The sequence below is a fragment of the Salana multivorans genome, from assembly GCF_003751805.1.
Classification (GTDB): domain Bacteria; phylum Actinomycetota; class Actinomycetes; order Actinomycetales; family Beutenbergiaceae; genus Salana; species Salana multivorans.
In genome coordinates this window covers 1,634,232-1,655,285 of record NZ_RKHQ01000001.1, presented here as the reverse complement: position 1 = coordinate 1,655,285, position 21,054 = coordinate 1,634,232, and the positions used below count along the sequence as shown (strand labels likewise).

14 protein-coding genes are annotated in these 21,054 nt (G+C 72.9%); 4 read left to right on the top strand and 10 right to left on the bottom strand.

Going from position 1 to position 21,054, the window contains the following annotated elements; translation table 11 throughout:
- Positions 1-18 precede the first annotated feature (18 nt).
- Positions 19-2,907: an FAD-binding and (Fe-S)-binding domain-containing protein gene (locus EDD28_RS07280; RefSeq protein ID WP_123738996.1), complete on the top strand. Its 2,889-nt coding sequence runs from the start codon at positions 19-21 to the stop codon at positions 2,905-2,907.
- Between the two features lie 39 nt (positions 2,908-2,946).
- Here EDD28_RS07280 and EDD28_RS07275 read toward each other — a convergent pair whose 3' ends face one another.
- From EDD28_RS07275 to EDD28_RS07245, 6 genes are all read right to left on the bottom strand, one after another.
- Entirely contained in the window at positions 2,947-3,630 is a 684-nt protein-coding gene (locus tag EDD28_RS07275; protein WP_123738995.1) for an SDR family NAD(P)-dependent oxidoreductase, read from the bottom strand.
- On the bottom strand, positions 3,627-4,889 hold the full coding sequence (locus EDD28_RS07270; RefSeq protein WP_123738994.1) for a hypothetical protein: 1,263 nt from the start codon (positions 4,887-4,889) through the stop codon (positions 3,627-3,629). The genes EDD28_RS07275 and EDD28_RS07270 overlap by 4 nt, the downstream gene beginning before the upstream one ends.
- Complete coding sequence (locus tag EDD28_RS07265; RefSeq protein ID WP_123738993.1) at positions 4,886-7,126, bottom strand: alpha-galactosidase; 2,241 nt, start codon at positions 7,124-7,126, stop codon at positions 4,886-4,888. Before EDD28_RS07265 ends, EDD28_RS07270 begins: the two co-directional genes overlap by 4 nt.
- A 150-nt stretch (positions 7,127-7,276) precedes the next feature.
- On the bottom strand, positions 7,277-7,648 hold the full coding sequence (locus tag EDD28_RS07260) for an RNA-binding S4 domain-containing protein (protein WP_123738992.1): 372 nt from the start codon (positions 7,646-7,648) through the stop codon (positions 7,277-7,279).
- Between the two features lie 960 nt (positions 7,649-8,608).
- Positions 8,609-9,142, bottom strand: coding sequence for a MarR family winged helix-turn-helix transcriptional regulator (locus tag EDD28_RS07250; protein ID WP_123738991.1), 534 nt, complete (start codon positions 9,140-9,142; stop codon positions 8,609-8,611).
- Positions 9,143-9,282: 140 nt separating this feature from the next.
- Entirely contained in the window at positions 9,283-10,482 is a 1,200-nt protein-coding gene (locus tag EDD28_RS07245) for a substrate-binding domain-containing protein (RefSeq protein ID WP_123738990.1), read from the bottom strand.
- 234 nt (positions 10,483-10,716) lie between these two features.
- Here EDD28_RS07245 and pdxY point away from each other — a divergent pair, with 234 nt between their 5' ends.
- From pdxY to EDD28_RS07230, 3 genes are all read left to right on the top strand, one after another.
- Positions 10,717-11,568 (top strand): pyridoxal kinase PdxY, encoded by an 852-nt coding sequence (pdxY, locus tag EDD28_RS07240; protein ID WP_123738989.1) that lies wholly within the window; start codon positions 10,717-10,719, stop codon positions 11,566-11,568.
- A 90-nt stretch (positions 11,569-11,658) separates the two neighbouring features.
- Positions 11,659-12,384, top strand: a complete 726-nt coding sequence (locus EDD28_RS07235; RefSeq protein WP_123738988.1) for a LytR/AlgR family response regulator transcription factor — start codon at positions 11,659-11,661, stop codon at positions 12,382-12,384.
- Positions 12,381-13,793, top strand: coding sequence for an ATP-binding protein (locus EDD28_RS07230; RefSeq protein ID WP_123738987.1), 1,413 nt, complete (start codon positions 12,381-12,383; stop codon positions 13,791-13,793). Before EDD28_RS07235 ends, EDD28_RS07230 begins: the two co-directional genes overlap by 4 nt.
- Here EDD28_RS07230 and EDD28_RS07225 read toward each other — a convergent pair.
- From EDD28_RS07225 to EDD28_RS07210, 4 genes are read right to left on the bottom strand one after another with little or no spacing between them, the layout of a single operon-like run.
- Positions 13,786-14,823 (bottom strand): glycosyltransferase family 2 protein, encoded by a 1,038-nt coding sequence (locus EDD28_RS07225; RefSeq protein ID WP_245967955.1) that lies wholly within the window; start codon positions 14,821-14,823, stop codon positions 13,786-13,788. The two genes, EDD28_RS07230 and EDD28_RS07225, sit on opposite strands and share 8 nt — an antisense overlap.
- Positions 14,824-14,835: 12 nt before the next feature.
- On the bottom strand, positions 14,836-15,462 hold the full coding sequence (locus EDD28_RS07220; protein WP_123738986.1) for a hypothetical protein: 627 nt from the start codon (positions 15,460-15,462) through the stop codon (positions 14,836-14,838).
- 10 nt (positions 15,463-15,472) lie between these two features.
- Entirely contained in the window at positions 15,473-17,944 is a 2,472-nt protein-coding gene (locus EDD28_RS07215) for a glycoside hydrolase family 3 C-terminal domain-containing protein (RefSeq protein ID WP_123738985.1), read from the bottom strand.
- The gene (locus EDD28_RS07210) at positions 17,944-20,913 is read right to left on the bottom strand and encodes a glycoside hydrolase family 3 C-terminal domain-containing protein (protein WP_245967954.1); all 2,970 of its coding nucleotides are present in this window, start codon (positions 20,911-20,913) and stop codon (positions 17,944-17,946) included. Before EDD28_RS07210 ends, EDD28_RS07215 begins: the two co-directional genes overlap by 1 nt.
- Between the last annotated feature and the right edge of the window lie 141 nt (positions 20,914-21,054).

Genomic DNA, 21,054 nt, shown 5'->3' with positions numbered 1-21,054 from the left:
CGCGCGCGAAGGAGCACGATGGCCCGACGACCCGACCGAGCCGACGCCGACGTGCGCCCGGAGCCGGAGCTGCGCGCGGCGTTCGAGGCGGCCGACGTCGCCGACGTCAGCGACCGGCCGCTCGACCGCCTCGTCGGCGCCCACGACGCCTCGCACGTGCGGGTGGTGCCGAGGCTCGTCGCCAGCGCCCGGACGACGGCCGACGTCGTCGCGGCGCTCCGGGTCGCTCGCGAGCGCGGCGTCCCGGTCACGTTCCGCTCGGGCGGCACGAGCCTGAGCGGCCAGGCCGCCGGCGGGGGCCTGCTCCTGGACACGCGGCGCGGCTTCCGCCGGGTGGAGGTGCTGGAGGACGGGCGGTCGGTCCGGGCGCAGCCCGGCGCGACGCTGCGCGCGATCAACGCGCGGCTCGCGCGGCACGGCCGGGTCCTCGGCCCCGACCCGGCGAGCGAGATCGCCTGCACGCTGGGCGGCGTCCTCGCGAACAACTCCAGCGGCATGGCGTGCGGCACGCGGCACAACGCCTACGCGACGATCGCGAGCGCCGTGCTCGTCCTCGCCTCGGGCACGGTGATCGACACCGGGGCCGAGGAGGCCGACCGGCTGCTGCTGGCGGCCGAGCCGGCCGTGCACGCCGGGCTGCTCGCGCTGCGGGACGAGCTGCGCGCCGACCCGGCGGCCACCGCGACGATCCGCCGCCAGTTCGCCGGCAAGAACACGATGGGCTACGGCCTCAACTCCTTCCTCGACCACGACGAGCCGGTGCGCATCCTCGAGCACCTCGCGATCGGCAGCGAGGGGACGCTCGCCTTCATCGCCGAGGCGACGCTGCGCACGGTGGAGCTGCACGCCCGCGCGAGCACGGGCCTCGCCGTCCTGCCCTCCGTCGTCGCGGCCGCCCGCGCCGTGCCGGCACTCGCGGCCGCGGGGGCGGCGACCGTCGAGCTGCTCGACGCCACGAGCCTGCGGGTGGCCCAGCGAGCCCCGCGGGCGCCCGGCTGGCTGCGCGACCTCGACGTCCGTGAGCACGCCGCGCTGCTCGTGGAGGTCCGCGCCGGTGACGACGCGGCCCTGGCGGCGGCCGAGTCGGCGCTGTCCGACGCGCTCGCCGGGATCGGCGCCGTGCGTCCCGTCGAGCTCACCCGGGCGGCCGACGAGCGCGCGGCGCTGTGGCACATCCGCAAGGGTCTGTACGCGGCGGTCGCCGGGGCGCGGGAGCCGGGGACGACCGCGCTGCTCGAGGACATCGCGGTGCCCCTCCAGCGTCTCGGCCGCACGTGCGTGCTGCTCGGCGACCTGCTGGAGACGCACGGCTACCGCGACGCCGTGGTGTTCGGGCACGCCAAGGACGGCAACCTCCACTTCCTGCTGACCGAGCGGGTGGACGACGCGGACGGTGCGGCGCGCCTGGCCGCGTTCACCGGCGGCCTGGTCGACCTCGTCCTCGGCGAGGGCGGGACGCTCAAGGCCGAGCACGGGACGGGGCGCGTGATGGCCCCCTTCGTCGAGCGCCAGTACGGCCCCTACCTGACCGGCGTGATGTGGCGGGTCAAGCGCCTGCTCGACCCCGAGGGCATCCTCAACCCCGGCGCGGTGCTGTCCGCGGACCCGGGTGCGCACCTGCGCGACCTCAAGCCGTTCCCCGCCCTGACCGACGCGGCGGCCCCGGCGGGCGACTGCGTCGAGTGCGGGTACTGCGAGCCGTCCTGTCCCAGCCGCGACCTCACGCTGACGCCCCGGGCCCGGATCGTGCTGCGACGGGAGATCGCGCTCGCCCGCGACCGCGGGGACGACGCCCTCGCGGCCGACCTGGAGCTGTCGGAGCGCTGGTCGAGCGTCGAGACGTGCGCGGCGGACGGGATGTGCGCCGTGGCCTGTCCCGTCGGGATCGACACCGGGGAGGTCGTCCGGCGGCTGCGCGCGGAGCGCGTCGGGCCCGTGGCCCGCGCCGCCGGCCGGCTCGCCGCCGATGCCTGGCCGGCGCTCGCGGCCGGGGCGTCGCTGGCGATGTCGGCGGCGCACGCGCTCGAGCCCGCGAGCGCCGCAGCCACCGTCGCGCTGCGCCGGGTGCTGCCGCACGAGCTGGTGCCGCGGCTCGACCCGGGTCTGCCGGGCGGCGGGCGGCGCCGTCCGCGGCGGGCCGACCTCGCCCCGGCGGCGGTGCTGCTGCCCTCGTGCACGGGCCAGCTCGTCGGGCCGGACGGCGGGCACGGGGGTGGCGACGGGGCCGGCGACGGGCGGGACGGGGCCGGCGACGGGCTTCCGGTCGCGGAGGCGGTGCTGGAGCTCGCCCGGCGGGCCGGTGTCGGCCTGCGCACGCCCGAGCGGCTGGACGCCCTGTGCTGCGGCGCGCCGTGGCGCTCGAAGGGGCACGAGGACGGCGCTCGCCGCGTCGTCGACCGCACCGTGGCCGAGCTGCTGCGGGCGAGCGACGACGGCGCGCTGCCGGTCGTGGTCGACGCCAGCACGTGCGCGGCGGCGCTCGCGAGCGCCGCCGCCGGGGCCGCGGCGGGACGCGGCCGCGCGCTGCGGGTGGTCGACGCCGTGTCGTGGGTCGCCGGGCACGTGCTGCCGCACCTGGCCGAGCCGCGGCGCGTGGCTGAGGTCGTGCTGCACCCGACGTGCTCCGACGTGAAGTCCGGCGCCGACCTGGTCACGCTGGCCGGCGCCCTCGCGGACACGGTGACCGTGCCGCGGGACTGGGGCTGCTGCGGCTTCGCCGGCGACCGCGGGCTGCTGCACCCGGAGCTCACCGCCTCGGCCACGGCGGCGGAGGCCGCCGAGCTGGCCGACGCCGAGGCCGACGCGTACTGCTCGACCAACCGGACCTGCGAGATCGCGCTCACGCGCGCCACCGGCCGGACCTACGGCCACCTGCTGACGCTGCTCGAGCTGGCCACGCGCCCGTAGGCACGCAGCTCCGCGCGGATCGTCCGCGCGGGCCCGCGCTCAGTAGGTCGCGCGGCCGCCGCTGATGTCGTAGACCGCCCCGGTGGAGAACGAGACCCGCTCGGAGCAGAGCCAGGCGACGAGCTCGGCGACCTCCTCGGGGCGACCGACCCGTCGCATGGGGATGAGCGAGGTGATGTGGGCCAGCACGTCGGGCGAGGTGGCGGCGTTCATCGGCGTCGCGATCACGGCGGGCGCCACGGCGTTGACTAGCACGCCGGTCGTCGCGAGCTCCTTGCCCACCGACTTGGTGAGCGCGATGACGGCGGCCTTCGTCGCCGAGTACGCCGACAGTCCCGGGTTGCCGTCCTTGCCGGCCATGCTCGCGACGGTCACGATGCGGCCCCAGCCCCGCTCGACCATGCCGGGGATCACCGCCCGCAGCGCCGCGACGGTTCCCTGGACGTTGACGTCCCAGACGCGCTGCCACTCCTGCGCCGTGGTGTCGACGAGCGGCGCGTTCGGCCCGACGATCCCGGCCGAGGTGACGAGCACGTCGACGCCGCCGAGGTCGGCCACGACGCGCGCGAGCTCGGCGCCGTCGGTCACGTCGGCGCGACGGTCGGCGCCGTCCGCGAGGTCGAGCGTCGTCACGTCCAGCCCGTCCTCCCGCAGCCGAGCGGCGGCCGCGGCGCCGAGCCCGCTCGCCCCGCCGGTGACGAGGGCGCGGCGCGGCGCGGTCACCGCGCCGCTCCCGTCCGGACGAGCTCGACCTCGTGCTCGCTGAGGTACTCGTGCGCCTCGTCGGTCATGTCCTTGAACCACAGCCGCGACCGAGCCCCGAGCCGCAGGCAGGTGCGCCGCAGCTCCAGGTCCTCCGCTGAGTCCACCGGCTGCAGGGAGGGGTACCAGAGCGTGTGGCCCGGTCGGTGCACGATGCGGACCGGCCGCGACCAGCGCTGCGACGCGTCGCCGTCGCCGAGGTCTGGGCAGGTGTTGATCGAGAGGAACAGGCTGTCGCCGACCCAGAGCGGGGCGTCGACGCGACCGAGCAGCATGACCCACGCGCCGATCGCCTCGTTCCAGCTCACGGACGGACCCCAGTAGAAGCGTCGGTCGCCCTGCGAGACGCCCCCGCCGCCCTCGGCCGCCGGGATGCGCAGGGACTCGATCGGCCGGCCCGCCCCGTCCCACGGCGCGGCGAACGCGGTGCCGTCCCAGCGGCGGGCGGCGCCGGTCGGCGCGTCGAGGTCACGCAGCGGGACCCGCGCGACGCTCACGCACTGGCCGTCGGCCTCGACGTCGTCGTCCCAGTCCCGCGCGTTCCATGCCTCGGGGTAGGCGTACTCGCCGTAGAACACGTAGAGGTGGTCACCGCAGGCGACGGCGCTCGGGTCGCCGACGCCCCCGGGGAAGCACTCGTTGCGGTTGACGGGCAGCCGGATCATCCGCTCGTCGCGGTCCTCCAGCAGGATCCCCCGGTCCACCCAGCTCTCGCCGCCGTCGGTCGATCGCATGATGCCGATGCGCGGCACCGCCTGCACCGAGTCGGCGCCCCGCAGTCCGGGCGGCCAGTCCTCGTCGCGCAGGCCGCGGCCGGTCGCGGGGTCGAAGGGCAGCGTCTCCGGGTAGTTCTCGTTGTGGTAGAGCGCCGAGAGCGTCCGCCCGGTCGGGTCCTCGGGGTGCTGGTAGACGGTCTCGAACCAGACGGCGCCGTGCAGCCCGTCGGCGGCGCGCGGCGCGACGGGGGGCAGGACGGGCGGGGTGAGCTCGGCCGTGTCGCGGGCGAACGCCGCCGCGACGGATCCGCCGCGCCCGATCATGAGGTGCGCGCCGTCGCCCCACACGGGGTCCTCGCCGTACTTGCCGGGGAAGATCCGGAACTCCTCCCCCACCCAGGCCGTGGCCATGTTGCAGTCGACGAAGCTGCCGAACGTCTGCCGGGGGGCGGGGTGCAGGCGGACGGCGACGTCCTCGACCCCGGTGTCGATCTCGATCGTCATGACTCCTCCGTGGCGGGGGTCGGCTCGACCGGGGTGGTCGATGCGGTCGGGGCGGCCGGCGCCGCCGGGCCGGCGGGCTGGGTCGGGTCGGCGGGCTCGGTCGGGTCGGCGGGCTCGACGAGGACGAGCCAGGAGGCGGCGGCCGCGACCTCCGGCGGCGCGGCGGCGAGCAGGTCGTCCCCCGCCGTCACCTCCCACGTCGTGGCGACACCCATGGCCGAGCAGCGGTACCGGCGCCCGGGCGCGAGCCCGACCGGGACGGCGCCCGGGGCAGGCGCCTCGGGGTCGAGCCGGAACCCGGCGACGACGTGACGCTCGCCCGAGCCGGAACCGGTCCGGCTGAGCTGGAGCGCGGGGCTGCGCTCGCCGAGGCCGCCGCGCTGCGGGGGTGCGGTGAGCGGTTCCAGCGTCGCCTCCGTGAGCATCGGCTGGACCCAGGACCGGAACGTCGCCACGTGCGCCGCGACGCGCTCGAGGAGGTCGGGGCGCAGCTCGTCGAGGCGCAGGCTCACGCCGAACCGGTGCAGCATGGCGGCCCGCAGGGTGAGGTCGAGCCGGTCCGGCGTCAGGTGCTCCCAGTCCAGGCGGGCCGGCGGGTAGTCACCGCGCCACTGCGACCAGGACCAGTGCAGGATCCCCGACGGCGGGAGGAGCTGCGCCGCACCGTCCAGGACCTGCAGGTGGTGCTCGGTGTGGTCGGGATCGCTGAGGAAGAAGCAGTGCACGTGTCGCGCGAGGCCGAGGTCGAGGCGCAGGCCGCCGGACGAGCACGCCTCTAGCACGAGGTCCGGGAACCGGGCGCAGATGCGGTCGAGGACGTCGTAGAGCCCCTCGTAGTGGCGCAGCAGGCCGTCTCCCGCGCCGTGGCCGTGGTCCGTCCGCGTGCACCCCGCGTCCGGGTCGACGTTGAAGTCCAGCTTGAGCCAGGTCGCGCCGGTCTCCTCGATCACCGCGGCGATCGAGCCCTCGACGTGATCGCGCCCGGCGGACGAGCCGAGACACACGTAGCCGAGGAAGGTCGGGTCGTCCGGGTCGAGCGACACGGTCATGAGGCGGTAGGACGGGTCGTGCCGACGCCCGTCGACGGCGTGCGCCATCGCCTCGGGGAGCCGGTGGCGCAGCTCGGCCGCCGCCCCCACCGCCTCGGCCTCGATCCAGACGCCGGCCGCCACGCCCTGGGCGCGCACGTCCTCGCCGAGCGCGGTGAGACCGCCGGGGAAGCGCGAGCTGTTGACGAGCCACCAGTCGCCGCGCTGCTCGGTCCACACGCTCGCGGCGTCGGACGCGCCGAACCAGCCGGCATCCGTCGTCGCCACCTCGAGCCCGAGGCGGCTCGCGACGCGGGCGTTGCGGACGATCACGTCGTGGGTCACCTCGGCGTCCTCGTACGGCCACCAGTGGTTCCACTCGGTCGGGGCGGCGTCGCTCGCCGGCGTCCGTGGCATCCAGTCGTCCCGGACGGCGCGCTGAAGCTCGCGGCGCACCGCCGCCGCGTCGGCCCCGACCGCGAGCACGACCGACGGCGCCGAGACCTCCTCGCCGGGCGCCAAGACCACCTCGAGCTGCCAGGGCGAGATCCCGGCGGCCACGTCACCGCCGGCGAGGGCGGCGACGTGCCAGTTCCCGCTCCACGCGGGCGAGATCACGACGGCGGCGTCCCCGCGCTCGCGCGTCGCCCGCAGGTACGGGCTCGTGCCGTGCGAGGAACGCCCGGCGCGCACGTCGAGCAGGACGTCGTGGCGGGTGCTGCCCTGCCGGGGCCGCCACTCGTCGCCCCAGGCCGAGCGGTACCAGTCGAGCGTCCACGGGTCGGGGTCGAGCCGCAGTGCGAGCGAGTCCATCCGGGTGATCGCGAGCGGGACCGGGCCGGTGTTGCGCAGCCGCAGGGTGCACTCCCACACGTCCCGGCCGCCGATGCGGCGAGCCTCCCACCGCGCGCGCAGACCGGCCGAGGCCGGCGACGCGGCCGCGAGCGCCGCGGGGTCCAGCTCGGCGCTCGCCTCGACGCTGCCGCTGCCGCTGCCGCTGCCGCTGCCGCTGCCGCTGCCGAGAGCGTCGGCCGCGTCGGTCGTCCCTGTCGGGTCGGCCGGGTCGGCGAGATCGACCAGGCGCCATCCGTCGTCCGGCACGGGGACGCGGGCGATCTCCACCCGCGCGGGCACGAGCTCGGCGATCGGCGTCCCGGTCAGGACGAGCTCGAGCGTTCCTCGGTCAGTCGATCGCATCGTCGCGGTCACGGCGCCGTCCTCGGGTTGGGTGCGTCAGATCATACCTATTCGCGAGACGAGCGGGCAAGGCAAAGCCCAGCCCGGAACGAAGTCGAGCAAAAGATATGATCTGAGGCGCGTGGTGGTCGCGGGTGCCGCGCCCCGGCGCGGCGGCAGGCCCTAGCCGCGGCCGCGGAGCTGGTCGATCTGCCGACGCTCCCGCTTCGTCGGCCGGCCGGCGCCGCGATCGCGCTGGACGACCGGGGCGACGTACTCCCGCGGCGGCGGGGGTGGGGAGTGGTCGACGTACTGACGCTGCGCCTCGGGCGCGCCGACGCGCTTGACGATCAGCCCCGTGACCTCAAGCACCCGGACCCGGTCGCCGACGCGTGCCTCGACCGTCGAGCCGATGCCGACGGTCGTCGACGGCTTGGCACGCTCGCCGTCGACCTCGACGTGGCCTCCGCGGCAGGCGGTCGCCGAGGCCGAGCGCGACTTGAACATGCGCACGGCCCACAGCCACGAGTCCACCCGGACGCCACCGCCAGCCATGGGCCAACCCTACGGACTCCCCGTCGGCGGAGCCCGGCCTCGTGCGATCCGCCTCACGCAGGAGCCCCTCGCCGACGACCGCGCGCACGGTCCGCCCCGGCGCCGCGCGCAGACCGGTGCCACCCAGCGCCGTGCGCAGACCGGTCCCACCCGGCATCACGCCCAGACCGGCCCCACCCGATGCCGTTCGCAGACCGGGCCCCACCCAGTGCCGCGCAGACGGGCCCCGCACAGTCGGAGCACACGGACCGCATGCTCCGGCGGACGATCAGCGAAGCCCGCGGACACCGGGGGCGGCTGATCCCGGCGGCGGACACGGCCCGCGGCTACCTCGCCGAAATCGGTCCACCTTCTAGAAAGCGCCGTGTGCGTCGGATCACCGGCTGGCGTCGCCGCAGGTCACAGGACTTCGGCCGCTGCGGCAACACGACGTACACGATGCGGGCCTGCCGATCCGTCGATCGGACCGCGCGACTCATCGAGGACGCGGACCCCGGACGGCGATCGCGAGAAGGTCCGGACGCAGGCCGCAGGCGACGGAGGTTCCGGGAGTCCACGGGGGATCCGCGGAGCCACGGAGTCGTCCGGGCAGGGCAGGCGGTGGGCAGGGCAGGCGGGCACTCGGCGCAGGTCGCGCAGGCCAGGCACTCGGCGCGGGTTGCGCAGGCCGGGCACTCGGCGCAGGTCGCGCTGGCGAGGCACTCGGCGCAGGCGGATGGACGGGCGAACCGAACCCGCTCCGCGGCGCGATTCGTGTGCGACGCATCGGTCGGCAGCGTCGCCGCAGGTCAGATGCACTTCGGCTGCCTGCCACACCCGTCGGACACGACGCGTCTCAACACGAAGAGTCCTGTCGACCTTGGCTCGCCCTCCCATCCGGCTGCTCTCCACCATCGAGCGCCCGGGATCGTCTCCCGCGCCGGCCCGCCACCGGCCCTACCGCCATCCCCACCTCCGGTCCTACCGTCGACGCAGTCCCCGTCGCTCCCGCTCATCGCTCAGGTTGCGCGTCACCACGGTGAGGAGCCGCTCGAGCTCGCCGACCTCCGCCGCGGACAGCCCTCGGACGGCCCGCGCGGCGATCGCCATCACCTCACGCCGACCCCGCTCCGCGTGCTCCGCCCCGGCTCGGGTCACCCGCACGCCGCGGATGCGCGAGTCCATGAAGGACGACTCACGCCGGACGAACCCCCTGTCGCCGAGCCGTCGGAGCACGTCGCTCACGGTCGCGGGCGCCATCCCGAGATCGTCTGCCAGCTCGGAGACGGCGGCGTAGCCGACGCTCAGGTTCCGCGTCAGGATCTGGAACTGCGTGCTCGTGATCCCCGCGAGCAGCAGACCCTCGTCGACGACCGAGGCCATCCCCCGGCTCGCACGCCCGAGGAGCTCGGGCAGCCGCGGCGTCCGCCGTGCGTCAGCGGCCGCCTGGTCCCTGTCCCACCCGTCGTCCGACGGGCCGTCCCACGGGTAGCCGCCCGCGTCGTCGTCATCCATCGACCGAGCATGGGGCACGGACGACCCAGCGTGCTCGTCATCCACAGGCACCCGTCCACAGGCACCCGTCCACAGGCGGACGTCCGCGGCCGCGCCTCCACGGGCGGACGCCCCCGGCCGTGCCGTCGAGCTCTCTCCGGCTACGACCCGGAGCCCGGCGCCGTCAGGCCCGAGGAGATGGACGGGTCGATGAACTCGTTCGTGTAGAGCCGCTCGGCCGAGACCTGCGCGTCGGCGGGCAGCGAGCCGGCCGACTGCAGCACGGGGACGAACGTGTCGACGATCTCCGTCATGCGCTCGGGGTCGAGCCGGCCGAACACCCCGGACGCCGGGTCGTCGTAGGCCAGGCCGTCCGACACCTGCGCGGCCGCCGAGAAGGCGGCGACGCCCGGCGAGTAGGTCCACGACGTCTGGTACGCCTCGACCAGCTCGACGATGAGCTCGTTCGTCGACTCGGTCAGCTCCGGGTCGAGCAGGTAGTCGATCTGGGACTGCTGCAGCACGGGCACCAGCCGCTCCAGGCACGCGGCCTGGGTCGCCACGTCGTCCTCGCGCACCACGATCGGCTCCGGGTAGATCGAGTACCCCAGCTCGCTCAGGTACTGGAACGCCACCGGCCGCATCCACTGCGAGATCTCGTGCTCGTAGGTGTACGGCTCGGAGGTGCCGAAGCCCTGCTGGACGATCGACGGGTCGGTGACGAACCGCTGCGGCGACCCCTCGTAGCTCGGGTCGAGCTGCGCCATGTCCAGCAGGCCCTTGCTGGCCAGCAGCGACGGGATGATCCGGCCGCTGGCGACGAGCGTCGCCCCGGTCGCGAGCACGTCGGCGACGCCGGTCGCGTCGGGGTAGGTCTCGGGGTCCCACATGTAGATCTGCGGGGAGCTGGTGAGCTGGCTCGTCACGGCGACGACGGGCCGGCCGGCCGCCTGCGCGTTGATCGCCTGGTCCGTGTTCACCGCGCCGACGAGGATGTCGCGGTCGAGGTACATGAGGTCGCTCACCGCCTGGAACCCGACGTTCGGGCCGCCGGGACGGATCTCGACGTCGACGCCCGTGTCGACGCCCTGCGCGACGAGCGAGCCCGTCACCGTCTTGGCGTCGGTGTCGATCGCGCGGTCGGGGCCGAGGAGCGCGTACATCGCGCCGTGCTCGGCCTGCGGCTGCCAGTCCTGCTGCATGACGACGGTCGACGGGCAGACCTCGGCGAGGTCGAGCGCGCTGCCCGCCTCGGCCGCCGGCGGCAGGTCGTCGGACGACGCAGCCGCGTCGCCGTCGCCCGTCGAGCAGGCGGCGAGCGTCAGCGCCGCCACCACGAGGACGGCCGGCGCGAGGGGCACGAGGGCAGGGAAACGACGAGGGGACGGCGAGGTACGCATCGTGGGGTCCGTTTCGGGCTCTGGGGAGCCAGCCGTGGGCTCCTGGCGATTTCAGCGGCAGGCACAGCGTAGACCCGCGCGGTCGCCGCGACCGACCGTCCGCCGCGACCGACCGACCGTCCGCCGCGACCGACCCGTCCGCCGCACCCGCCGCGCCGACCGACGCCACCGGCTCCCCCGGCGTACCCTCGGGGCGTGAAGATCCTGTCGATCCAGTCATCGGTCGCCTACGGTCACGTCGGGAACTCGGCCGCGGTGTTCCCGCTGCAGCGCATCGGCGTCGAGGTCCTGCCCGTCTACACGGTGCACTTCTCCAACCACACGGGCTACGGCGCCTGGCGCGGCCCGCTGCTCGCGCCCGAGGACGTGCGCGAGGTCATCACGGGCATCGAGGAGCGCGGTGTCCTCGGCGAGATCGACGCCGTGCTGTCCGGCTACCAGGGCGGCGAGGGCATCGGCGACGTGATCCTCGACGCCGTCGCGCGCGTCAAGGCCGCCAACCCGGAGGCCGTCTACTCGTGCGACCCCGTCATGGGCAACGCGAAGTCGGGCTGCTTCGTCGCCCCGGCGATCCCGGTCCTCCTGCGCGACCGCGTCGTCCCGGCCGCCAACATCATCGCGCCGAACCAGTTCGAGCTGGGCTTCCTCACCCGGACCGAGCCGCGCACGCTGGAGGAGACGCTGGCCTCGGCCGACCTCGCCCGCGCGATGGGCCCGCGCACCGTGCTCGTCACGAGCGTCGAGCGCCCCGACCGCGCCGAGGACACGATCGAGATGATGGCGGTGAACGACGAGGGCGCCTGGCTCGTCACCACCCCCTACCTGCCGCTCAAGGCGAACGGGTCGGGCGACGTCACGGCGGCCCTCTTCACCGCGCACTACCTGCGCTCGGGCTCGGCGGCCGAGGCCCTCGCCGCCACGACGTCGTCGGTCTTCGACCTGCTCACGACGACGTGGGAGTCGGGTCAGCGCGAGCTCCAGCTCGTCGAGTCGCAGGAGTACTACGCGCACCCGCGTCTGCAGTTCGAGGTGCGCCGGGTTCGCTGACCGGTGACGCCGTCCACGGCCCTGAGACGTCGGCTCTCCCCCCGCGCGATTCCTGGAATACTGGGGTCCCCGAGGAAGGGAGCCACGCGCATGGTGCGAGTTGGGATCGTCGACGACGACGCAGCGGCCCGCGCGGTCATCCTCGCCCACCTCAAGCGCTACCAGGAGGAGCACGGGGAGCAGTTCTCCGTCCGCACGTTCGCGAGCGGGACGGAGCTCGCCGAGAACTACCACCCGGACCTCGACCTCATCTTCCTGGACGTCGTCATGGGCGGGATGGACGGGTTCGAGGCCGCCCGCGCGATTCGGGAGCTCGACGACCACGTCGTCATCGTCTTCGTCACGAACATGGCCCAGTTCGCCATCAAGGGGTACGAGGTCAACGCGCTCAGCTACCTCGTCAAGCCCGTGCCGTACTTCGCGTTCTCCCAGGAGCTCGCGCGCTCGCTGCGCATCGTGCAGCGCTCCAGCCCCACGTCGGACAGCCTCATGGTGCCGACGACGACCGGGACGGCTCTGGTCGACCTCGCCGACATCACGTACGTCGAGAGCAGCCGGCACCGCGTCATGGTGCACACGCTCGACCGGACGTACACGTTCACGGGCACGCTCAAGTCGCTCGAGGCGAAGCTCGCCGACAAGGACTTCTTCCGCAGCAACAACTGCTACCTGGTCAACCTGCGGCACGTCCGCGGCCTGGACGCGACGAGCTGTCGGATGGAGGGCGGCGAGGAGCTCCAGGTCTCCCGCCCGCGGCGGCGCGCGTTCCTCGAGGCGCTCACGACCTACGTCGACGAAGGCCGGCGCACGGGGTGATCGACGACCCGACGCTGCCGGACATCCCCCGGCTGTACACGGCGCTGGCGGAGTGGGGGGCCTGCGTCGTGTACGTGCTCCTCGCGCGTCGGCGGCCCTCCCGGCTGGCGATCTGGACGCTCGCGCTCGGGCTGCCGCTGCTCATCGCGGTCCAGGTCTTCGCCGGCGGCCTCGCGATCGCGCTGTGGATCCCCGGCATGGTGCTCGCGGCCGCCACGATGTACGGGATCATCCAGGTCTCGCTCCAGCGCTCCTGGCAGACCTGCCTCTACCTCACCGCGTGCGCGTTCGTCCTCGCCGAGCTGCTCGCGTCCTTCCAGTGGCAGGTCCGCAGCTACTTCACCCGGGACCCGCTGGGCTGGGACGTGCGGGACGTCGTGCTGCTGGTCTCCTGCTACGTCATCGGGCTCGCCGTCGCGTTCTGGGTCGAGCGCAACCACTTCCCCCGCGAGCTGCGGTTCGAGGCCGACCTGCGCCACGCCCTCACCGCCATCGCGATCGCGGCCGTCACCGTGTTCGTGTCCAACCTCAGCTTCCTCACGACCAACTCGCCGTTCAGCGGGCGGGAGAGCCCGGAGATCTTCTACATCCGCACGCTCGTGGACCTGGCGGGGTTCGTCGCCCTGTTCGCCCACCTCGGCAGCCGGATGGAGCTGCAGCGCACGCACGAGCTGGAGGCGATGAACAGCCTCGTCCGCTCGCAGCACCAGCAGTACCTGCAGACGCGGCGCACGATGGACGAGGTCAACTCCAAGTACCACGACCTCAAGCACTACATCGCGGCGATCCGCGCCGAGCCGGACCCCGAGCTGCGCGCCGACTACCTCAACCAGCTCGAGGCGAGCGTCCAGGAGTACGACCAGCACATCGACACCGGCAACCCGGTGCTCGACGCGATCCTCACCCAGGGCGCCCAGCGCTGCTCGGCCGAGGGGATCACGCTCACGTGCGTCGCGGACGGGGACGCCGTCGCGTTCCTCGACGCGATCTCGCTCAGCTCGCTGGTGAGCAACGCGTTCGACAACGCCATCGAGGCGGTCATCCGGATCGGGGATCGCGAGCGTCGGCTCATCCGGGTCGCGATCTACCGGCAGGACGGCTTCGCGGTGCTCCGGTTCGAGAACTACTTCGAGGGCGACGTCACCTTCGCCGGCGACCTGCCCGTGACGTCGAAGGTCGACGGGCGCAACCACGGGTTCGGGACGCGGAACATGCGCCGCGTGGCCGACACGTGGTCCGGCTCGCTCACCATGGAGGCCGAGGACGGCTGGTTCGTCGTGCGCGCGCTCATCCCGGTGCCGGCGTCCGCGAGCCAGCCGCGGGCCGACCAGGCGTCGGCGAGCCGGCCGTCCGCCGCCTCACCGGATCCCGTCGCGCCGGGCGGGCCGGCCGGGCCGACGGCTAGTTGAACCCGACCGCCCACTGCGCCGCCTTGTAGGCGAGCACCGAGACGCGTCGCCCGGGCCGGCCCGGCAGGTTCGTGATCTGACCGATGACGCTGCGGCGCAGCCGCCGGTAGAGCCACTCGTCCTCCTCGCGCAGCTCGCGCCAGAAGGCCTCCTTCTTCGCCAGCGCGGCCTCGGAGCCGGCGCGGATGAGCAGGATCGACGAGACGGCCGAGACGATCTCGAAGTAGTGCAGCAGGTAGCGCCGCATCGCCTTGGGGGCGTGCGGGTCCTTGCGCGCGGCATCGAGCGCTGGCAGCATCGCGCGGTTCACGGCGAGCTGCTGGTCGACGCGGGCGAGCATGACGGCCTCGTTGACCGACTGGCCCGGCCGACCGATGTAGTACCGGTACAGGTCGACGTCGAGGTAGTACATCGACCGGACCGAGCGCAGCGGCAGGTAGGCGTAGAGGTTGTCGACGTAGAACGTGTGCTCCGGCAGGACGAGCCCGGTCTGCAGCAGCAGCTCCCGCCGGTACACGAGGGAGTGCATGAGCATGTACTGCCGCTTGCGGAACCTGCCGACCTCGTCCCAGCCGAACACCCGGCCCTCGGGCAGGACGTCGCCGTAGCGGACCGCGACCGGACGGCGCCGGTCGACCTTCTCGTAGACGAAGTTCGTCACGACGAGGTCGACCTCGCACACGTCCGAGTCGAGGTCGGCGAGGGCCGTGAGCAGGCTGAGGTAGGCGTCGACGTCGAGCCAGTCGTCGGCGTCGACGATCTTCACGTAGCGGCCGCGGGCGGCCGCTAGACCCGTGTTGATCGCCCCGCCGTGCCCCTTGTTCTCCTGGTGCAGCGCCCGGACGACGCCGGGGAAGCGCGCCGCGTACGCGTCAGCGATCTCCCCGGTCTCGTCCCGCGACCCGTCGTCGACCACGAGGATCTCGACGCCCCGCGGCGCCCGGCCGCCGGGCAGGAGGGAGTCCAGGCTGCGACGCATGTAGCCCGCCGCCTGGTAGCACGGGACGACGATCGAGAGCAGCGTGCTCACGCCGGACCCCCTTCAGCTCGCGTTGGCAGGCCCGGTCTCGGCCTCGGCTGCCTCCGCGCCCTTCTCGTCCTCCTCCGGGACCTGCCGGAAGATGACCTTGAAGATCGGGAAGAACACCCAGAACTGGACGAGGGCGTTGATGATCATGGTCAGCATATCGGCCATGGTCTCGCCGGCACCCGGCCACGTGCGCATCGCGAAGTCGTACAGCGGCACCTTGTAGAAGCTCTGGAGCAGGGCCGCGAGGAACGTGATGACGACGTAGGCGATGGCATACCACATCGCCGCCCACCAGATGTTGGAGTTCGACTTGAAGGTCACGCTCCGCTGGGCGAAGAAGTTGATGACCTGGGCGATGAGGATCGTGATCTGCACGGCCAGGAAGTACGCGAGGCCGCCACCACCCTGCGGGATGGGCCCGGCCGGGTAGTCGAACATGTAGAAGCCGTCGCCGAGCCGGAGCCACTGGAACGTGGTGTCGATGAGGCTCGTCATGCCGAACAGCCACTTGAACACCGGCATCAGGATGAGCTGGAGGACCGTCATCCCGTTGCTGATGATGAGGAACATGATGAACTGGGCCAAGGTGGTGTGGCGGTCGTAGAACCCCTGCCACCACTTCCTGATTCCACTGAACATGGGTACTTCCTCAGCTCTCGTGCCGGTCGGACGGGTTGGTGGCGGCGGCGCCGGGCGCGCCGGTGGAGAGGCGCTCGAACTCGCGTGCCAGCTCCTTGGCGTCGCGGCCGCTGCGACGCCAGGCGCCGATGAGCGCCCCGAGGCCGCCGAACGTGCTGCCGTTGACGATGCGGACGATCGCCTCGGCCATCGGCGTCGTGATGGCGCCGTTGGTCATCTTGGCCAGCGCGCGGAACGGCATGGCCAGGACGAACAGCATGTTGAGGTCGGGCTTGCCCTTGGCCTCGGACTTGCGCAGCCGGCCGTGCAGGATGCCGGCGGCCCAGCGGGCGAGCGGGTTGCGCGCCGAGCTCATCGCCCCGAGCGGGTCGTTCAGCCCGAGGTCGCGCTTGCCCGACGGGGCGGCCACCAGGGGCCGGCCGAGCAGGAGCTCGAACTCCGCGTCGGTCACCCGTCGCACGTCCCCGCTCGCGTAGTGCGGCAGGGCGGCGGCCGCCGCCGTGTCCGGCTCGCAGGTGCCGGCGACGTCGAGCTCGGCGCGCAGCGGCAGGTCCGCGACGTTCGCCCCGACCTCGACGGCGTACCGCGCGGTCTCGACCTCCCACGCCCCGGTCCGCGTCGACCAGTGCCGGAAGGTGTACTCGTCGAACGGGATCTCGACCTGGGTCGACTCCCCGGCGGCGAGCCGCACCTTCGCGTAGCCCTTGAGCTCGCGGCGCGGCCGCGGGATGCCCTCGCCGATCCGGCCGACGTAGAGCTGCACGACGTCGGAGCCGGCGACCGTCCCGGTGTTCGTCACGGTGACGCGGGCGCCGTCGGACGTGACCGAGAGGTCGGAGTAGGCGAACGTCGTGTAGGACAGCCCGAACCCGAACGGGAACCGGACGGGCTTCTCGACCGTGCTGAAGTACCGGTACCCGACGAACGGGCCCTCGCGGTACTCGACGATCGACTCGCCCGGGTAGCTCTCCGAGCCGGGGACGTCGGCCAGCACGACCGGGTAGGTCTCCGCCAGCCGGCCACCGGGGTTCACGGCGCCGGTGAGCACGTCGACCATGCCCTCCGCCCCGCCCTCGCCGCCGAGGTACCCGTGCGCGAGCGCCGCGACGTGCGAGAGCCACGGCATCTCGACGGGCGAGCCGGCCGCGAGCACCACGACGACGCGCTGGTTGACGGCGGCGACGGCCTCGAGCAGCTCGAGCTGCGCCGGAGCCATCGCCATCGTCGCGCGGTCGCGACCCTCGGTCTCGGCCAGCTCGTCGAGCCCCAGGTAGAGGAGAACGACGTCGACGTCCTTGGCCAGCGCCACCGCCTCGGTGACCAGGGCCGGGTCGGCCGCGCCCGAGCGCGGGAAGCCACGGGAGAATCCGGCGACGTCGAGCGTGCTCGCCGCCAGCGCCTCGAGCGGCGTCACGAGGTTGCGGGTGTTGACGAGGGACGAACCGGCGCCCTGGTAGCGCGGCGTCTCGGCGAAGTCGCCGATGACGCCGACGCGGGTACCGGCCGCGAGCGGCAGCAGCCCGCCCTCGTTGCGCAGGAGCACGACGCTCTCGGCGGCGGCGCGGCGAGCCAGTCCGTGCTGCACCGCCTCGTCCGTCGCCGGCGCGGCGCCGGAAGCGGCGGTCCGCTCGGCGAGCCGTCGGATCTCCTCGACGCGCGCGTCGAGGTCGGCCTCGCTGAGCCGGCCGGACGCCAGCGCGTCGAGCACCTCGCGCACCGAGCCGAAGCCAGGCGATGGCATCTCGAGCGCCGAGCCGGCCGCGACGGCGGCCGCCGCGTCGTTGCTCCCGCCCCAGTCGCTGACGACGAGACCGTCGAAGCCCCACTCCCCCCGCAGCACGGTGGCGAGCAGGAAGACGCTCTCGTTCGCGTAGCTGCCGTTGACCCGGTTGTAGGAGCTCATGAGGGCCCACGGGTCGGCGGAGCGCACGACCCGCTCGAAGCCCGTGAGATAGATCTCGCGGAGCGTGCGCTCGTCGACGACGGAGTCGCTCGTCATGCGAGCGGTCTCCTGGCTGTTGGCCGCGAAGTGCTTGGGGCACGCAGCCACGCCCCGGGACTGGATGCCCAGGACGTAGGCCGCCGCGAGATCACCGGCCAGCAGCGGGTCCTCCGAGAAGTACTCGAAGTTGCGGCCGCACAGCGGGTTGCGCTTGATGTTGAGGCCGGGGCCGAGCAGGACGTCGACCTCCTGCTCCGCCGCCTCGCGCCCGAGCGCCTCGCCGATCTCCCGCGCCAGGTCCAGGTCCCAGCTGTTCGCCACCGTGGCGGCGGGCGGGAAGCAGGTCGCCTTGGCCGACTCGGCGATGCCGAGGTGGTCCGAGGCGCCGAGCTGGCGCCGGATCCCGTGCGGGCCGTCCGTCAGGACCAGCGCCGGGAGCCCGGCCCGCGGGACGGGCCGGGTCTCCCACGTGCTGGCGCCGCTGACGAGCGCCGCCTTCTCCAGCGTGGACAGCCACGCCAGAGGAGTCGACCCCGTCATCAGGCGTCCTTGTGCTTGCGCACCCGCAGGACCACGAGCGTGGCGCCGCCGAGCACGAGCAGCCCGACCGCCGCGGTGATCGCGACCTGGACGTAGCGCCACTGGGGCGGCGTGTAGGACACCGTCGCACCCGGGGCGAGCCCGTTCATCGCGTTGGAGTTGGCGACCGTGTAGAGGATGTTGTGGGTCGCGTTCCGGATGTCCGTCACGGCCTTGGCCGACGTCGTGTCCTGGAAGGACTTCGACGGCTGGAACGTCAGCGTGAGGTCGGTGCCGGCGCTGATGCTCTGGTTCGGGTTCATGTACGGGTACAGGTTGAAGTCCGAGATGCCGAAGCCCTCGAAGCCCCACTCCCCGCGCAGCACGTCGGTCATGAGCGCGTGGTGGCCGCCGGCCCAGACGGCACCGATGCGGTTGAACGAGCTCATGATGCCGCCGGCGCCGACGGTCGTCGTCGCGATCGTGCCGTTGTCGTCGGAGAGGTACGGGACCTCCATCGTGATGTTCTTGACGGCCATCTCGAACGGCTTGAGGTACAGCTCGCGGATCGTCTGCTCGCTGGCCCAGGTCGCCGGACCGTTGTTGACCCGCTCGTTCTCCATCTCGTTGAGCGCGAAGTGCTTGAGCGTCGTGTAGACGCCCTTCTCCGCGACCCCGTTGGCGACGGCGGTCATCATGACCCCGGACAGGTACGGGTCCTCCGAGTAGTACTCGAAGTTGCGCCCGGCGAACGGGGAGCGGTGCAGGTTGGCGGCCGGCGCGTACCAGCCGTTGATGCCCTTGAGCAGCGCCTCGTTGCCGAGCATCTGACCCATCTGGCGGCCCAGCTCCTCGTCCCACGACTGGGCGATGAGGTACTGGGACGGGTAGGCGACACCGTTGATGGAGGAGTTGATGAAGGACGAGAAGCCGGCCGGGCCGTCGGGCTCGAGCGTCTGCGGCTTGGCGATCGAGGCGATCGCGGCCGTCTGGTACGCGCCGTTGAGGAGCATCGCCGTCATCTCGGGGACCGAGAGGGAGTCGAGCAGCGTGTCCCACAGCGGGTCGTCCTTCGGCAGACCGCGCAGGTCGACCAGCGTGAGGTCGGAGCCGACGCCCGTCTTGGGCATGTCGCCATCGAACGCCGCGGCCGCGGCCTCGTAGTCCCACGCCTTGAACGCGTCGATCACGGCCTGGTCGGCGACGAAGAGGTCCGCCGTCGGGGCCGTCGGGAACGTCCCGGCGAAGTCGGCGCGGGACAGCGCCACGACCTTGCCCTCCGTCGGCGTCTGCGCGAACTGCGCCGAGGCGTCGTCGAACTGGTTCGTGACCTCGCCGGCGTCGGACGCGCGGTGGTTCTCGCCGGAGTACACGACGTCGGAGTCGACCGTGTAGACGATCGGCTCGGTGCCCGGGGCGACCGTGTGCGAGTCGGTCCGGACGGTCAGCTCGTAGTCGCCGGCCTCCAGGACGTACGCCTTGGCGTCGAGGTGGTCGTAGGAGGCCATGTCCTCGACGGCGACTGTGAGCGTGACGCTCTCGCTCGCACCGGGCTCGATGACGCCGGTCTTGGCGAAGTCGGAGAGCACGACCTCCGGCTTCTCGATGCCGCCCGGGGTGTACGGGGCCGAGTGGTAGAGCTCGACGACCTCGCGGCCGGCCGTGTCGCCCGTGTTGGTGACCTCGACCGTCACCTCGATCTCACCGTCGACCGCGCCGGCCTTGCTGTCCGTGACGGCCCACTCGAACGTGGTGTAGCTCAGGCCGTACCCGAACGGGTAGACGACGGCGGAGTCGTAGTCGATGAAGCCCTCGGCCGCGGCCGTCTCGTAGTAGCGGTAGCCGAGGTAGATGCCCTCGGAGTAGTAGACGAACGGCGCCTCGTCCGTGACCGTCGCGTTCGACGCGGCCGACTCGATCGCCGGGACCGGGAAGCTCGCCGTGATGTTGTCGTAGATGAAGCGGCCGAAGTTGTTGAACGTCGGGTCCTGCGTGAAGTCGGCGGACCACACGTCGACCGTGCGGCCGGACGGGTTCACGTCGCCGGAGAGGATGCCGCCGAGCGCGTCGAAGCCCGTGGCGCCGGGGGAGCCGGCGAGGACGATCGCGTCGACGCCCTCGTCGTTCTGGATGTCGCCGAGCTCGAGCGTCGTCGAGGCGTTGATGACGACGACGACCGTCTCGAAGTTGGCCTTGGCCAGCTCGATGAGGTCGCGCTCGTCCTGGTTGAGCTGGAGCTGGTGCTGGCCGTCGACGTAGTTCTCGTCCCAGCCGTCCATGTTCATGGCGAGGTCGCCGCCCTCGCCGCCGGGGCGGCCGATGAGGATGACGGCCGCGTCGTCGTACTGGGCGAACGAGCTGGCCTGCGCCTCGTACTGCGCGACCGGCATCTCGCCGATGTAGTACGTGGAGACGTCGGGGCGGTCCATCTCGATGAAGCCGCGCGGGTTGTTCTCGTCCTGGGCGAACGTGTCGATCGCGTTGTAGACGGCGTCGTTGATCGTGAAGCCGGCGTTCTCGAGGCCGACGCGGGGCGTCACGGCCGAGCGCGTGTCGACCGAGCCGGAGCCGGCGCCGCCGAAGACGGGGTCGGCCGCCGAGCGGCCCATGAGGGTGATGTTGGCGCCCGAGGCGAGGGGCAGCGATGCGCCCTCGTTCTTCGCCAGGACCATCCCGCTCGCGGCGATCTCCGCGACGAGGTCCTTGGCCGCCGTGTCGAGCGCGTCGATGTCGGCGAAGTCGGTCTTGTAGTACTCGGTGTCCCAGGCCTCCGACTCCTCCGAGTTCGTGAACTCGTAGGTGCCCGTCCCGAGCTGCGACGCGACCCACGTGCCGAACACGTTGAGTGCGACCGTCGCCACGACGGCGATCACGGTGACGACAGCAAGCACCGGGACCCAGATCCACAGGAACTTCTTGTTCGACATCCGCTTCTTCGTCTTCTTCGACGTGGGAGCGCTCTCGGCGCTCGTTCGCCCCTTGGCGTTCACTGCTCTTCTCCTCGAGTGGGCTGCGGTCAGGCAATCAGGGGACCCGTGCTCCGCCGGTCAGTCCGTCGGTCGGGCGGTCAGGGGGTGGGAACGGGGACACGTCCCGGTGCGTCCGGGACGTTCCCGTGTAGCGAACCGCCC